Raw genomic sequence first — 14,532 nt, forward strand, 5'->3', positions numbered from 1 at the left:
GCGGGGACTCCTCGTCGATCAGGCCGGGGGTTCGAGCACGAGGTCGGTCCGCAGCCGCACCCCGCTCTGGTCCGTGTCGGCCAGCAGGGCCGCCACCGACCCGCGCCCCGGCAGCACCGCCGCCGGATCGGCCTGCGCCCACGGGACCAGCACGAAAGCCCGCTCGTGCGCCCGGGGATGCGGGAGCGTGAGCTCGGGGTCGTCCGACATGAGATTCCCGACCGTGATGAGGTCGACGTCGAGCGTGCGCGGGCCCCACCGCTCCCTGCGCTCGCGGCCGAACGCGTTCTCGACGCTCTGCGCGCGGTCGAGCAGCGTGCGGGGGTCGAGCATGCTCTCGGCGATCACGACCGCGTTGAGGTAGGGGCCCTGCTCGGGGCCGCCGACCGGATCGGTCTCGTAGACCGGCGACACCGCCACGAACGTGAGCCCGGGGGCGTCGAACAGCGAGTCGACGGCTCCCTGGAGGTTCTCGATGCGGCGGCCGAGGTTGCTGCCGAGCGCGATCACGACCCTCATGCGCGGCCCCTTCTGATTGTCACCACCACGTCGCCGAACGGCAGCGGGATGGGCGCCGCCGGTTTGTGCACGCTGACCTCCGCCTCCTCGACCAGCTCGTGAGCCAGGCAGGCCGCCGCCAGCCGCTCGGCGAGGGTCTCGATGAGGTTGACCGGCTCGCCCTCCACAATGCCGACGAGCTCCGCCGCCAGTGCCCCGTAGTCCACGGTGAGCGTCAGGTCGTCGGCCGCCGCCGCGGGGGCGGTGTCGAACCACAGGGCCATGTCGATCACGAACTCCTGGCCCAGCTCACGCTCGGCGGGCAGGCAGCCGTGCCTGCCTCGGGCCCGCAGACCCGTCAATCGAACGGTGTCGCGACCGGTCGCCGCCCGCGCCGTCACTGCTCCTGATCCTCCTCGTCGTCGTCGCTCTGCAGGACCGGTGAGCCGTGGTAGAGCCACAGCCGCCAGTCGGTCCCGGTCCGCACGTAGGTGCTGGAGGCGACGACCCGGCCGGCCGCGAAGCCCGGCTCGTCGGTGTCGGCGGCCGTGAGGATGTTCTCCGCGCAGGTGACCACGGCGACGTCCCCGATCACGTTCGTCTGCACGTCGGTCAGCACGAACTGGATGTACGGCGTGTTGGCCATGATGAGCGCCCAGGAGCGCAGCACCTCCGACCGGCCGGTCAGCATGGGCCAGCCGGGGTGGACGCACATGGCAGGACGTCCCGGGACGTCCTCTATCCAGATCTCCGACATCTTGTCGAGGTCGCCGCTCTCGATGGCGTTGTAGAACGCCTGGTTGAGCTCCTCGATGTCCTTCATCGGCGTCCCTGTCGGCATGTCGTCACCGGCCCTCGTCAGCGTGTCGTACGGCTGCTGCCCTCCACGCGGCGGCCACACGCACCGCGTCGGCGTTCGCCCGCACCCGGTGCACCCGCACGCACCACGCGCCGGCCCGCGCGGCGAGCGCGGTGACGGCGAGTGTGGCGTCGTCGCTGCCGTCGAACGGCCGGGGCTCGCCGTCCGGCCCCGCCAGCAGGCGGCCGAGGAAGCGTTTCCTCGACGCTCCGATCAGCAACGGGCGGCCGAGGCGGTCGAGTTCACCGATGCCGGCCAGCAGGGCCCAGTTGTGCTCGGCGTTCTTGGAGAATCCGAGGCCGGGGTCGAGCACGATCTGCTCCTCCCGCACGCCCTCGGCCAGCACGGAGTCGACCCGCTTGCGCAGCTCCTCCGCCACCTCGGTCACGACGTCGCCGTAGATGGCCCGGCTGTCCATGTCGCGACTGTGCCCGCGCCAGTGCATCACGACGTAGGGCACGCCGGTCGCGGCCACCACCCGAGGCATCGCCGGGTCGGCCAGCCCGCCGCTCACGTCGTTGACGAGCTTCGCCCCTGCCGCGACGGCCGCCTCGGCCACCTCCGCGCGCATGGTGTCGACGCTGACCGTCACGCCCTCCTCGGTGAGCGTGCGGATCACCGGCTCGACGCGGCGCAGCTCCTCCTCCAGGGACACCCGCGCCGCGCCCGGGCGGGTGGACTCGCCGCCCACGTCGACGATGTCGGCGCCCTCGGCCACCAGATCGAGGCCGTGCCTGATCGCGACGTCGACGTCGAACCACTGCCCGCCGTCGGAGAAGGAGTCGGGGGTCACGTTGACCACGCCCATGACCAAGCAGCGCCCAGACTCGGGCATACCGGGCACACTCGCTGCGGTCATGGGGTCAAGACTAGTGCCCCGAGACTCGGTGCCTGTCGGGCAGGAGCGGAGTCCCAATCGGCCGTCGCCCGCGCTCAGCCGCGCAGGATCAGCGACATGGCCTCGGCCCTGGTCGCCTCGCTGGAACGGAAGTCACCCCGGACGGCCGATGTGATCGTCTTGGCGCCGGGCTTGCGCACACCGCGCATGGTCATGCACATGTGCTCGGCCTCGATCACCACGATCACGCCGCGCGGCTCCAGCACCTGCATCAGGCCGTCGGCGATCTGGGAGGTCATCCGCTCCTGGACCTGCGGCCTGCGGGCGTAGACGTCCACCAGCCTGGCCAGCTTGGACAGGCCGGTGATGCGTCCCTTGTCGTTCGGGGTGTAGCCGATGTGGGCCACGCCGTGGAACGGGAGCAGATGGTGCTCACAGGTGGACATCACCTCGATGTCCTTGACGAGCACCATCTCGTCGTGGTCCGCGTCGAACATGGTGGTCAGCGCGTCCTCGGGCCGCTGGCCCAGGCCGGCGAACTGCTCCGCGAACGCGCGGGCCACCCGGGCCGGAGTGTCCCGGAGCCCGTCGCGATCGGGGTCCTCCCCGATCGCGAACAGGATCTCCCGGACCGCCTTCTCGATCCGGTCGTGGTCGAAGCCGGGGGGCGGCCCCACCATGGGTTCGGCCATGGTCAGGCCTCGTCCCGCTGCGCCGACTGGTCGTTGACCCACGGGGTGGAGCCGGTGCCGCCGGCGGGCAGCGCCGAGCCGTTGCCGTTGGCGCGCTCCTTGGGCGTGATGACCGGAGGACGGTCGGACGGCAGGCGCTTGCCGTAGCCGGCGTAGGAGGGACGCTTCTCCTTGGGCACGACGGGCGAGAAGATCTCGAGGACCTGCTCCCGGGAGAGCGTCTCCTTCTCCATCAGTTCGAGCACGAGGTTGTCGAGCACGTCGCGGTACTGGACGAGGATCTCCCACGCCTGGTCGTGCGCGCTCTCGATGTAGCGGCGGACCTCCTCGTCGATCGCCGAGGCGATCTGCTCGGAGTAGTCGCGCTCGTGGCCCATCTCACGGCCGAGGAAGACCTCGCCGTTGCCGCTGCCGAACTTGCGGGCGCCGAGCCGCTCGCTCATGCCGTACTCGGTGACCATGCGGCGGGCGATCGAGGTCGCCTTCTCGATATCGTTGGACGCGCCGGTGGTGGGCTCGTGGAAGACGAGCTCCTCCGCGGTGCGGCCGCCGAGCAGCATGGCGAGCTGGTCCAGCATCTCGGACCGGGTCGCGAGGAACTTGTCCTCCATCGGCAGCGTCATCGTGTAACCGAGGGCGCGGCCGCGGGACAGGATCGTGATCTTGTGGACCGGGTCGGAGTTGGGCAGCGCGTGGGCCACCAGGGCGTGACCGCCCTCGTGGTAGGCGATGATCTTCTTCTCCTGGTCCGACATGACCCGGGACTTGCGCTCGGGACCGGCCATCACGCGGTCGATCGACTCCTCGAGAGTCGCCATCGTGATGAGCTTCTGGTCCTGCCGGGCGGTCAGCAGGGCCGCCTCGTTGATCACGTTCGCGAGGTCGGCGCCGGTGAATCCGGGGGTCCTGCGGGCGATCACGTCGAGGTCGACGTCCTGCGCGAACGGCTTGCCGCGACCGTGGACGCGCAGGATGCCCTTGCGGCCCTCAAGGTCGGGCCGGTCGATGACGACCTGCCGGTCGAAGCGGCCGGGGCGCAGCAGCGCGGGGTCGAGGATGTCGGGGCGGTTGGTCGCGGCGATGAGGATCACGCCGCCCTTGACGTCGAAGCCGTCCATCTCGACGAGGAGCTGGTTCAGGGTCTGCTCGCGCTCGTCATGGCCGCCGCCGAGGCCCGCGCCGCGGTGCCGGCCGACGGCGTCGATCTCGTCGATGAAGATGATCGCCGGGGCGTTCGCCTTGGCCTGCTCGAACAGGTCGCGGACGCGGGAGGCGCCGACGCCGACGAACATCTCGACGAAGTCGGAACCGGAGATCGAGTAGAACGGCACGCCCGCCTCACCCGCGACGGCGCGGGCGAGCAGGGTCTTGCCGGTGCCGGGCGGGCCGTACAGCAGCACGCCCTTGGGGATCTTGGCGCCGATGGCCTGGAACTTGGCCGGGGCCTGCAGGAACTCCTTGATCTCCTGGAGCTCCTCGATGGCCTCGTCGGCCCCCGCGACGTCGGCGAAGGTCGTCTTCGGGGTGTCCTTGGTGATCAGTTTCGCCCGCGACTTGCCGAAGTTCATGACCCGGGAGCCGCCGCCCTGCATCTGGTTCATGATGAACAAGAAGATCAGGACGATGATGATGATCGGCAGGAAGCTGACCAGCAGGCTGACGAGGAAGTTCTCCTTCGCCACATCGACCGTCCAGCCCTGGGTGGGCTTGGCCTGCTCGAGCGCCTGCGTGAGCTGCACGCCCTGACCCTCGACCCACAGGGCCTGGATGCGGTCGGTCGTCTTGCCCCCGACCTCGACGGGCCGGTTCAGCGTCAGCTCGACACGCTGGTCCTTGTCGACCACGGTCGCGCTCTTGACATTGCCCTGCTGGATCTGCTGGACGACCATCGAGGTGTCGGCGGTGGTGTAGTTGCCGCCGCCGCCGAACATCGTGGTGACGAGCAGGAGAAGCAATACGATGCCCAGGATCCACAGCAGTGGGCCACGTGTAAATCGCTTGAGATCCATCCGTTGCGGAACCCCGGCGGGCCCGTCCCTTCCTGACCAAGGCCTGCCCCGGGAAAACCCGGGGTCGCGGCATCCCTTGCCGCTCCTTCTGGCTACCGCGGGGCGGCCGACCGGCCTCCCGCGGATATCCGAAGGTACACCCGGCAGCCGCGTCGGGTAACTGCCCGAGCGGCTCCGGCTTTGCCTTTCCAACGTACGTCAGCCAACCCCGTGTTCCCCGACCAGGCGCCCAATAACGCACGATTCGAGGGTCACTTCGCTAAGGGCTTACTCCCCTCCGTACACATGAGGCGCAAGAGTCCCGATGAACGGCAGGTTGCGGTACCGCTCCGCGTAATCGAGCCCGAACCCGATGACGAACTCGTTGGGGATGTCAAAACCGACGTAACGGACGGCCAACTCGACCTTCACCGCGTCCGGCTTGCGCAGCAGCGTGCAGATCTCCACGGACGCCGGGTTGCGCGACTTCAGGTTGTTCATCAACCACGAGAGGGTCAGCCCGGAATCGATGATGTCCTCGACCACGAGCACATGCCGGCCGGCGATGTCGGTGTCCAGATCCTTCAGCACCCGCACGACGCCGGACGATATGGTCCCCGCGCCGTACGAGGAAACGGCCATCCAGTCCATCTGCACGGGCACGTGCAGCGCGCGGGCGAGGTCGGCCATGACCATGACCGCTCCCTTGAGCACGCCGACGATCAACAGTTCCCTGCCGGCGTAGTCGGCGTCGATCTGGCCCGCCAGTTCTCTGATCTTCTCCTGTAGCTCCTGCTCGGAGATGAGGACTCTGGAGAGATCCTTGCCCATGTCGGCTGCGTCCACCTGGGGTTTTCCTTACGCGAGCGAGAGATTGTCCACGGCGAAGACAAGGGTGCCACAGCGCCTGACCACCCCCACCCCCCCGGGTAGGTCCACTCCCTTCTGCCCGTGCCAGCCGGTCACCAGCCGCTCGACCGCCTCGATGTGCACCGCCGCGAGCGCGGCGGCGTGCGCCCCTGCCTCCACGGCCGCCCGCTGGATGACCCGCCGCCGCACCGCCCCCGGCACGTCCGCGAGCACGGACACGTCCAGCTCCCCGCCGGGGCCGCGCGACTTCGCGTGGACGGCGTCCGCCCACGCGTCCAGGGCGTCGGCGTCGTCGCGGCACAGCCGCGCCGTACGGGCCAGCGCCTCGGCGATCCCCGGCCCCAGTGCGGCCTCCAGCGCCGGGAGGGCGTCGCGCCGCACCCTGACCCTGGTGTACGCCGGATCGTCGTTGTGCGGGTCGTCCCAGGGGCGCAGGCCGAGGGCGTCACACGCCTGCCTGGTCCGCGTCCGGCCGAGCCCCAGCAGGGGCCGCCGGTAGATCCCCGAGACCTCCGCCATGCCGGACAGGGACCGCGTGCCGCTGCCGCGGGCCAGGCGCAGCAGCACGGTCTCCGCCTGGTCGTCACGCGTGTGGCCGAGCAGGACCGCGGCGGCGCCCAGCCGGCCGGCCGCGGCGGACAGGGCGGCGTAGCGGGCCTCCCGCGCCGCGGCCTCGGGCCCCCCAGCCGTGCCGACCGTGACGGTCAGCACCTCGGCCGGGTCGAGACCGAGCGTGGGCGCGAGCCGTACGACGTCGCGGGCCCGGTCGGCCGAGCCCTCCTGCAGCCCGTGGTCGACGGTGAGCAGCCCCGCGCGCAGGCCGAGGCGCGGGGCCGCGAAGCCGGTGGCCGCCGCCAGCGCCAGCGAGTCGGCGCCGCCGCTGCAGGCGACGAGGACGAGCGCGCCGGACGACTCCCCCGCCCTCCGAGGGGCGGCGAGGTCCGCGAGCGACAGCCGTACGGCGCGGCGGACGTCGGCGACGGCGGGATGCGGGCCCATGCGGCCATTCTGGCCGCCCGCGGCGGGCAGGGGAAAACGCCCGTCCGGCGGGCCCGGGCGGGTGGGTGGAAGTCAGGCGGAGGCCGGGTGGATTTACGTCAGGCGGAGGCCAGGACGCGGGACATCCAGGCGTGCGGGTCGGCGATCTCCCCGCGGTCGGGCAGGGTCTCCGGCGAGGTCCAGACCTTGTTGAACGACTCCATGCCGGCCTCGTCCACGACGGTGCGGACGAAGTGGGAGCCCTCGGCGTACTGCTTCATCTTCAGCTCGATGCCGAGCAGCCGGCGGACGAGCTGGTCGAAGCGCGAGCCGCCCTCGCGCCGGCGCTGGAACTTGGCGCGGATCTCGGCGACCGACGGCACGACGGACGGGCCCACCGCGTCCATGACGTAGTCGCCGTGCCCCTCCACCAGCGTCATCACGGCCGTCACGCGGTCGAGCACGGCCTTCTGCTCGGGCGTCTGGATGGCCTCGATGAGGTTGCCCTCGCCGCCCCTGAAGGCGTCGGCCACGGCGTCGGAGGCGGCGCGCAGGCGCTCCAGCAGGGTCGCCAGGTCCATCTCGGACGCGAGGAGGAACTCGGTCATCTGGCCGCGGACGTACTCCCGGAGCCAGGGGACGCCGGTGAACTGCACCCGGTGAGTCTCCTCGTGCAGGCACACCCACAGGCGGAAGTCGCGGGGATCGACGCCCAGCTCGCGCTCGGCGTGCACGATGTTGGGGGCCACCAGCGTCAGGCGGCCGGTCGGGGCGTTGCCCGAGGGGTCGGGCGGGAGGAACAGCTCATACTGCCCGAGCACCCGGGAGGCGAGGAAGGCCAGCACCGCGCCGACCTCGAGCCCGGTGATGCGCGAGCCGACCGCGCCGACGACCGCCGGCATGTTCGACATCTTCTGCGTCAGCGGCTCGAGCACCACGCGGAAGCCGTCCACGTTCGCGCGGATCCACCCGGGACGGTCGACCACGGTCGCCGCCTCGGGCGTCGCCGAGTCGATGCGGGTGAACTCCCGCACGTGCCCCTCGGCGTCCCGCGACAGCCGCCGCAGTTCGAGGACCGCCTGCCTGGCCTCCTCGCGGCTCACCTGAGGGCCGGGCCGCACAAGGCGCACCCCGGTCGCGACGGCCAGATCCCAGTCGATCACCTGCATACCCACCACCGTACGTTCTCCGACTTCTCGCCGCGCATGCAGGCGCGAGGGGGACGGTCAGCTCTGGGAGACGATCGTGGCCATCTTGTCGAGGGCGGCGATCGCCTCCGGCGGGTTGGCCACCTGGTCGGCCATGAACGCGAAGGTCAGCAACCGGCCCTCGGATGTGTACGCGATGCCCGCCAGGGTGTTCACCCCGTTCAAAGTGCCCGTCTTCGCGCGTACCAATCCGGCGCCGGCCTTCGATTCGGACTTCTCGTAGCGATTGTGCAGAGTCCCGGTGAAATGCGCGACCGGCAGGCCACTGATCAGCGAGTGGAGCTCCGGATGGGCGGGGGACGCCGCCACGGCAAGGATGTGGGCGAGGGCCGTCGGCGCGATTCTGTTCCTGGTGGACAGCCCGCTGCCGTCGTGGACCTCCACCCCGTCGGCCACGCCGAGGCGGGTGAGCACGCGCCCGACCGCCGTGGGCACGCCCTGGAAGGTGTGCGGGAGGCCCTCCTTGATGGCGGACTGCCGGGCGAGCGCCTCGGCGAGGTCGTTGTCACTGTGGGTGAGCATCCGCTCCACGAGCGCGTAGATCGGGCCGGACTCCACCCGGGCCAGCTCCTGCGCGGTGGGCGCCGCCTTGGCCGAGTCGACCCCCTTGCCCACCCTGATGCCGTTCTTCCTGAGCAGCGTGGCGAACGCGTCGGCGGTGGCCTGCGCCGGGTCCGGGTAGCGGGCGCCGTTGGCCGCCCGGCCCTCGTCCATCATGAGCGCGGACACCGGGGCGACGCTGCCCTCCGGGATGTACGTCGGCTTCCAGCCCGGCGCCGTCCGCGGCCCGTTGAACAGGGAGGCGTCGTACGACAGGTCCACCGAGGTGAGCTTCGCCGCCTTGAGCGCCTTGGCCGTGCTCGAGGCGAGCCGGGCGAGCGACGCGGGCCGCGGGTAGATCTCCTCCTGCTCGGCGGCGCTCGTCCGCGGGCCTGCCAGGGTCGGGTCGCCGCCGCCGACCAGGACGATCGACGTGGCGGAGGCCCCCCGCACGACCCGGGTGGCCAGGCGGGCGTCCGGCCCCACCGTGGCCAGCACCGTCAGAGCGGTGACGACCTTGGTGGTCGAGGCCGGGGTGATGGCGGTGCCCGAGCGGCCGTCGAAAATCGGCGTTCCCGTCGCGACGTCGAGCACGATCCCGGCCACACTGCCGCCGAGGGCGGGGTCACCCATCGCAGCGGTGAGCCGGGTGGTCAAAGTACCCTTGGCGGGGAGAGCCCCGCCCCCCGCCGCGGCCAGAACCGGACCCGCGGTCACCAGGGGGATCGGGGTCGGCTTCGGGGACGCGACCGGAGCCGGGGTCCTGTCGGCGTCATGGGTGATCAGATAAGTGCCCGCGAGGACGACGAAGATCTGCAGCAGGGCGAGGGTGGCCACCACCATCCACCGCTCACGTCGCACCACTACACCCTCATTTCGCGCCGACCTTGACCACGCCTACGAGACATTAACGCCAGCCCGGGAGACCGGGGACTCATGCGGAGGAACGAGTGGAGTTCGACGTTGTCGTTGAGATCCCCAAGGGACAACGGAACAAGTACGAGGTTGACCACAAGACCGGCCGCATACGTCTGGATCGCCTGCTCTTCACGTCCACCCAGTACCCCGCCGACTACGGGTTCATCGAGAACACCCTCGGCGAGGACGGGGACCCGCTCGACGCGCTCGTCCTGCTCCAGGAGCCGACCTTTCCCGGTTGCCTGATCCGCTGCCGCGCCGTCGGGATGTTCCGGATGACCGACGAGAAGGGCGGCGACGACAAGGTCCTGTGCGTCCCTGCGACCGATCCGCGGATGGAGCACATCCGCGACATCCACCACGTCGCCGAGTTCGACCGGCTGGAGATCCAGCACTTCTTCGAGGTCTACAAGGACCTGGAGCCCGGTAAGTCGGTCGAGGGCGCCAACTGGGTCGGCCGTGTCGAGGCCGAGGCCGAGATCGTCGCGAGCATCGAGCGCTTCCAGGAGACCGAGCACCACGACGAGGAGCACTGAGTCAGGGAGTGTCCCGCGGATCTTGCCGTAGCGAGGCGGCGCCTGGGCGACCGCAGTAGGCGAAAGATCCAAGGGGCGCGACCCTAGCCTGGCCGGGTGGCGCCGACCAGATCGTGGCGCCAGATGGGCGAGATGCGCACCACGTCCCCCGTCTGGGGGGCGTGGACCATCATGCCGCGCCCGATGTAGATGCCCACGTGATGGATGTCGCCGGGGTTCCGGCTCAACCGGCCGTAGAAGATGAGGTCGCCGGTGCGCAGTTCCTTGAGCGGGACGTGCTGTCCCGACGTCCACTGCGTGCCGGTCCAGTGATCGAGTGACACCCCGGCCCGCTGCCAGGCCCGCATCGTCAGCCCCGAGCAGTCGAACCCCGACGGGCCTGCGGCGGCCCACACATATGGCTTGCCGATCTGTTTGAGCGCCCACTGGGCGGCCATCTCGCCGGGTCCCGACCCGAGCCGCCCGGTCCAGGCCGGCACCGCCAGGCTCCTGCGCGCGGGGAGCGCCGCCTGCCTGGCCTTGCTCCTGGCCTGTTTCAGCTCGTCGACGCGGTCGCGGGCGGCCTCCAGCCGTTTGGAGATCTCCGCTTTCTCCTGCTCGATTCGTTTGGTCTGTTCGAGCTGTTCCTCGACGGCCCGCTGTGCCGCGTCCTTCGCCTGTCGCACCTCGTCGGCGCTGCGCGACTGGTCGGAGTAGGCACGGGCCGCCTGTTCTCGGAGGATCTCGAAGACCTGTTGCGCGTCTTTCAGCTGTTGCAGCGAAGCGGTCTGTTCGTCGCCGAGCTGCGTCAGCATGCTGGCTCTTCGCAGGAAGCCGTGCACGTCGCCGATACCGCCGAGCATGGCCGCGGCGGGCGGTGACAGCCGCACCCCGCCGTATCCCTCGGCCACTCTGGCCGCCACCTCGCCGCGCAGCCGGACGACCTGGTCGGACGCCTGGCGGACCCGCCGCGCCGACTGCTCGTACGCGGCACGCGCCTGCTCAAGCTGGACGAGTTGCCCGTTGTACGACTCCACGAGCCGCTCGGCCTCGGTGTTCAGCGCCTCTCGGCGGGCCTGCGCGACCGCGAGGTCGGCCTCGGCTTCGCCCAGTTCCCGTGCGCGTTCCTGCACTTGCTGGCGTGCCTTGGCGACGTCCTTCGCGGACGGTTTCGGATCGGCTCCCGCCGGGGCTCCGAAGGTCAGGACGAGACTTGACCCGAGCCCGGCGACCAGCCCCGACGCTCTGAGGAGTGGCAATTCCTTCCCCTTCCCTGCTCCACTCCCCTCACTTCCCGGCGACTACTCTCCGTACACATCTAAGATACGCCCTGTAATCAACCTATGTGGTAGGTCGTCCCGTTTAGACAGGGAAAGCGCCTCGGGGCCCTCCTGAGCTTCCGCTAGAGGGGTCGCCGGAAGTGCCACGACGCTCCGTTCCGCGTTCGGAGCCGCCGTCCCGGGCTCCTCCGGGTGCGCCCGGCGGGGAGCCGTCCCGGCCGGGGCGGCCGGGGCGGCCGGGGCGGCCGGGACCCAAACCGTCGCGGCGCGAGCCGTCGCGGCGCCAGCCGTCCTGGCCGGGGCCGCCGGGACGGGCGTGCCGCGACGGGCCGCCGTCTCCGGCGCCCTGCCCCCTCCAGCCTGAGGCGTCCTGCGTCCTCCCGCCGCCTCGGGCGTCCTGTGCCTCGTGCCCGGCGCCGTGTCCGCCGCGCCATGGCGGTAGGGCCGTGGGCCCGCCGTGGTCGCCCGAGGGCGTGCGGGAGGGCGCGGGAGTCGGCGGGCACTCCCTGTGGGGACGGGGATGGTGCTGGTGGTCACGCCAGGGCGGACGGTGTCCCGGCCAGTGCGCTGGAGGCGGCCCGCCCCGGGGCGGCCAGCCCGGGCCGGGGCCGCCAGAACCGTGTCCACCGGGACCGTGTTCACCAGGACCGGGCCAGCCGGAACCGGGCCCACCAGAACCGGGCCCGCCGGAGCCGGAGCCGCCGGGGGTGGGCTCCTCGCCCGGCTCGGTGCCGGGCGTGCCGGGGGTGCCGGGGGTGATGGTGGGCGTGGGCGTCGGGCCGGACGGCGAGGCGCCCGGACCCTGCGAGGAGGAGGCGCCTGTAGGGCGCCCGGACGGCTTCCCGTGCGGCGCGGGACGGTGCGGCCGGCCGGCGGAGGGCGGCACGGGTGCGGGCAGGGGCGCCGGGCGCGGCAGGGCGACCGGCCTCGCGGAAACCACGGGCACGACCGGCTCGGCCAGTTCCCGGGAGACCGGAGGCACGGGCGAGCGCCCGCCGACCCCGTCGGCCTCGTCCGACGACCCCTCCGGGGAGGCGGTGCCGCCGGACGGGCCGGCCGGAGCCTCCGCCGTGGGGAGCCGGAGCGGAGCGATCGTGTCGGCGGCCCGCTCGCGCAGGTCCCCGGCGAACTGGGCGAACACGAGCGCGATCGTCGCCACCGCCGCCAGGGCGGCCACCGCGCCCGCCACCGCCTGCGCCAGCCTGCCCTCGCGGCGACCGGCCCTCGGGAAGCCCGCGGCGTTGAGCCCGCCGACGCGCTTGGCGACGTACCGCCGATAGGGGACGAGTTCGGGGTCGATGAAGCTGCTGAGCACCCGCACCCGCAGCGTCTCCGGCAGGGCGATCTGAGGGAGCAGACCGAACACCTTGGCCGGGGAGATCTGCCTGACGCGCTGGCGCGCACAGGTCTCGCACCGCGCGAGGTGACGGGTGAGCTGGGCCCGCGCCTGCGCGGTGAGCTCTCCCGTGAACCCCGCGAGGATGGCGGACGCCCGCGGGCAGTCGTGGGTCGCACGCCTCGCCAGGATCTCGACGGTCACCGTCTCACGCAGGCGTTCCGTGGCCGCGTCGAGGAGCGCCTCGGCGTACCGCTCGGCCGTGCCGAGCACCGCGGCCAGGTCCTGGCCGGTCATCCCGTGCCGGGCGGCCAGTTCGAGCACCTCCCGGTCCTCGGCCGACAGCGCTCCAACGGCGCTGCTCGCGACGAGGCGCAGGTCGGCCTCGGCGCCTTCGGCCGTGACGCCGGGGAAGGGCACGGTCGCGACGGGGACCGGCCCGGTCTCCGGCCCGTCCTCCTCTTCCGGCGTGCGGCGGCGCATGCACTCGCCGCGGGCCAGGGCGTACAGCCAGGGGCGGAACCTCTCCGGGTCGGCCAGCGAGCCGACGAGGGCCTCCGCGGCGATCAGGGTGTCGCGCAGCGCGACCTGGGCGGCGTCGGGCCCGGCCAGCAACGTGCGGCAGTACCGGTAGAGATTGCCCGCATATGTGTCATAAAGGGCGGCCAGCGCTCCCGGATCCCGGGCCCGCAACGCCTCGACCAGGACGCCATCATTCATATAACTGAGAGTAAATGCTCAGTAACTCCCCGCTCCACCCATTCAGGTGAAGTCACGTTCCTACATCGTCGGTTTTTACCTCTGCCATCCAGTTAATTTGCCGGAGTTCGCCGCTTTATTAGGTGACTAATCGTGAAAAATCCGACCCGCATAGAGGACGCCGTGCACGACGCCGTACGGACGACTGTCACTCCCTTACGGCCATTCCCACCTCGGCGCAGCCCCGGGTGAGCGCGTCGAGGCCGAAGGCGTCCACGGGTCCCAGGGCACCGGTGCCGTGCACACCCTCGGCAAGCGCCGTCGTCGCCGCCCAGGCCAGCACGCCGGCCGTGAACTCGTACGGGTCGCCTCCGGTCAGGTGGACGGCGGCCAGCCGGCGGCCTCCCGCGTCGTACGCCTCGGCGACGATGCTCGACGACACGCCCGCCCCGGCCGGCGCGCCGCCCCCGCCCGTACGGAGCACCCGGTCGGCCAGCGCCTCGGTCGCCCGCCGGATCCCCGGCAGCGCGGCGATGGCGGGGGTCGCCTTGGCCAGCACGCCCGCGACCCTGGTCAACCCGCCCAGCCAGCCGAGGTAGACGTTCACCTCGCGCAGGCCGGGATGCGCGGGCGGCAGCGTGAAGTGCTCGGAGGCGCCGATGGACAGGCCGTGCCGCACGCGGCCGTCCACGAGGAATTTCCGGGTGCGGCCGTGCTCGGGGACGATGCGGCCCTCGCGGAAGCCGTACATCGGCTCGAGGACCATTCCCAGCGCCGAGGCGCGGGTCCCGGCGCTCGCGCGACGCGCCATGCCGCCCTCCACGAAGTAGCCGACGTCCACGCGGACGGCCCCCGGCCCGGCCTTGCTCAGAGCCAGGGCCGCGGCGAGGTTGCCGGGCACGTAGTCGTACCCGAAGGCGGTGATCAGGGCCGCGCCCCGGGCCGCCGCTGCGGGGCCGTACCGCTGGAAGACCCGCTTGATGAACGTGGGCTCTCCGGTGGTGTCGAAGTAGACCGCGCCCGCCTCGGTCGCGGCGGCGACCGCGGCCTCTCCCCACCGGACGAACGGGCCGACGGTCGAGATCAGCACGTCGCCCGGCGCGACGATCCTGCGTACGGACTCGGGGCGGCCGACGTCGGCGACCGCGGTGGGCAGGTCGCCGCCCAAGGCGTCGGCGAGGGCGGTGAGCCTCGTCTGGTCCCGCCCGGCCAGCAGCGGCCGGGCCCCGCGCGCGGCGAGCGCCTCGGCGGTGAGCCTGCCGGTGAAGCCGGTGGCTCCGAACAGCACGATCCTGGGGATGGCCATCCCGCTA

General features: G+C 71.7%; 14 protein-coding genes. 1 reads left to right on the forward strand and 13 read right to left on the reverse strand.

The window, feature by feature from the left end; genetic code table 11:
- Positions 1–18: 18 nt before the first annotated feature.
- From folK to dacB, 10 genes are all read right to left on the reverse strand, one after another.
- Positions 19–519 carry a 2-amino-4-hydroxy-6-hydroxymethyldihydropteridine diphosphokinase gene (gene folK, locus QSK36_RS40175; RefSeq protein WP_139580294.1) on the reverse strand — a complete coding sequence of 167 codons (501 nt, stop codon included), beginning with the start codon at positions 517–519 and terminating at the stop codon, positions 19–21.
- Positions 516–899: a dihydroneopterin aldolase gene (gene folB, locus QSK36_RS40180; protein ID WP_285786027.1), complete on the reverse strand. Its 384-nt coding sequence runs from the start codon at positions 897–899 to the stop codon at positions 516–518. The genes folK and folB overlap by 4 nt, the downstream gene beginning before the upstream one ends.
- Positions 896–1,321 (reverse strand): nuclear transport factor 2 family protein, encoded by a 426-nt coding sequence (locus tag QSK36_RS40185; RefSeq protein ID WP_182903623.1) that lies wholly within the window; start codon positions 1,319–1,321, stop codon positions 896–898. Before QSK36_RS40185 ends, folB begins: the two co-directional genes overlap by 4 nt.
- A 22-nt stretch (positions 1,322–1,343) precedes the next feature.
- Positions 1,344–2,216 (reverse strand): dihydropteroate synthase, encoded by an 873-nt coding sequence (folP, locus tag QSK36_RS40190; protein ID WP_183543301.1) that lies wholly within the window; start codon positions 2,214–2,216, stop codon positions 1,344–1,346.
- A 74-nt stretch (positions 2,217–2,290) separates the two neighbouring features.
- On the reverse strand, positions 2,291–2,887 hold the full coding sequence (gene folE / locus QSK36_RS40195; RefSeq protein WP_079319614.1) for a GTP cyclohydrolase I FolE: 597 nt from the start codon (positions 2,885–2,887) through the stop codon (positions 2,291–2,293).
- 2 nt (positions 2,888–2,889) lie between these two features.
- Complete coding sequence (ftsH, locus tag QSK36_RS40200; RefSeq protein WP_183543299.1) at positions 2,890–4,896, reverse strand: ATP-dependent zinc metalloprotease FtsH; 2,007 nt, start codon at positions 4,894–4,896, stop codon at positions 2,890–2,892.
- A 267-nt stretch (positions 4,897–5,163) separates the two neighbouring features.
- Positions 5,164–5,721 (reverse strand): hypoxanthine phosphoribosyltransferase, encoded by a 558-nt coding sequence (hpt, locus tag QSK36_RS40205; RefSeq protein WP_285786028.1) that lies wholly within the window; start codon positions 5,719–5,721, stop codon positions 5,164–5,166.
- A gap of 12 nt (positions 5,722–5,733) precedes the next feature.
- Positions 5,734–6,744 (reverse strand): tRNA lysidine(34) synthetase TilS, encoded by a 1,011-nt coding sequence (gene tilS, locus QSK36_RS40210; protein WP_183543297.1) that lies wholly within the window; start codon positions 6,742–6,744, stop codon positions 5,734–5,736.
- Between the two features lie 98 nt (positions 6,745–6,842).
- Positions 6,843–7,892 carry an Rv3626c family coenzyme F420 biosynthesis-associated protein gene (locus tag QSK36_RS40215; RefSeq protein WP_182903588.1) on the reverse strand — a complete coding sequence of 350 codons (1,050 nt, stop codon included), beginning with the start codon at positions 7,890–7,892 and terminating at the stop codon, positions 6,843–6,845.
- A gap of 57 nt (positions 7,893–7,949) precedes the next feature.
- Positions 7,950–9,335: a D-alanyl-D-alanine carboxypeptidase/D-alanyl-D-alanine endopeptidase gene (gene dacB / locus QSK36_RS40220; protein ID WP_285786029.1), complete on the reverse strand. Its 1,386-nt coding sequence runs from the start codon at positions 9,333–9,335 to the stop codon at positions 7,950–7,952.
- Between the two features lie 86 nt (positions 9,336–9,421).
- On the opposite strand from dacB, the gene QSK36_RS40225 reads away from it, so the two are divergent.
- Entirely contained in the window at positions 9,422–9,925 is a 504-nt protein-coding gene (locus tag QSK36_RS40225; RefSeq protein ID WP_139580300.1) for an inorganic diphosphatase, read from the forward strand.
- An 83-nt stretch (positions 9,926–10,008) separates the two neighbouring features.
- Here the strand turns inward: QSK36_RS40225 and QSK36_RS40230 are convergent, their stop codons facing one another.
- The 3 genes from QSK36_RS40230 to QSK36_RS40240 form a co-directional block, all read right to left on the reverse strand.
- Complete coding sequence (locus QSK36_RS40230) at positions 10,009–11,163, reverse strand: C40 family peptidase (RefSeq protein WP_285786030.1); 1,155 nt, start codon at positions 11,161–11,163, stop codon at positions 10,009–10,011.
- Positions 11,164–11,266: 103 nt separating this feature from the next.
- Entirely contained in the window at positions 11,267–13,240 is a 1,974-nt protein-coding gene (locus QSK36_RS40235; protein WP_285786031.1) for an RNA polymerase sigma factor, read from the reverse strand.
- A 187-nt stretch (positions 13,241–13,427) separates the two neighbouring features.
- Positions 13,428–14,525, reverse strand: coding sequence for a saccharopine dehydrogenase family protein (locus tag QSK36_RS40240; protein ID WP_285786032.1), 1,098 nt, complete (start codon positions 14,523–14,525; stop codon positions 13,428–13,430).
- Positions 14,526–14,532: the final 7 nt, after the last annotated feature.

Origin of the sequence: Microbispora sp. NBRC 16548 (assembly GCF_030268985.1) — a bacterium.
Lineage (GTDB): Bacteria > Actinomycetota > Actinomycetes > Streptosporangiales > Streptosporangiaceae > Microbispora > Microbispora catharanthi.

What these genes read in the sequence shown, in the direction of transcription:
- QSK36_RS40185 (WP_182903623.1), bottom strand. Translation starts at nt 1,321, where the DNA reads ATGAAGGACATCGAGGAGCTCAACCAGGCGTTCTACAACGCCATCGAG.
- folP (WP_183543301.1), bottom strand. Translation starts at nt 2,216, where the DNA reads ATGACCGCAGCGAGTGTGCCCGGTATGCCCGAGTCTGGGCGCTGCTTG.
- folE (WP_079319614.1), bottom strand. Translation starts at nt 2,887, where the DNA reads ATGGCCGAACCCATGGTGGGGCCGCCCCCCGGCTTCGACCACGACCGG.
- QSK36_RS40240 (WP_285786032.1), bottom strand. Translation starts at nt 14,525, where the DNA reads ATGGCCATCCCCAGGATCGTGCTGTTCGGAGCCACCGGCTTCACCGGC.
- QSK36_RS40235 (WP_285786031.1), bottom strand. Translation starts at nt 13,240, where the DNA reads ATGAATGATGGCGTCCTGGTCGAGGCGTTGCGGGCCCGGGATCCGGGA.
- ftsH (WP_183543299.1), bottom strand. Translation starts at nt 4,896, where the DNA reads ATGGATCTCAAGCGATTTACACGTGGCCCACTGCTGTGGATCCTGGGC.
- folK (WP_139580294.1), bottom strand. Translation starts at nt 519, where the DNA reads ATGAGGGTCGTGATCGCGCTCGGCAGCAACCTCGGCCGCCGCATCGAG.
- QSK36_RS40215 (WP_182903588.1), bottom strand. Translation starts at nt 7,892, where the DNA reads ATGCAGGTGATCGACTGGGATCTGGCCGTCGCGACCGGGGTGCGCCTT.
- tilS (WP_183543297.1), bottom strand. Translation starts at nt 6,744, where the DNA reads ATGGGCCCGCATCCCGCCGTCGCCGACGTCCGCCGCGCCGTACGGCTG.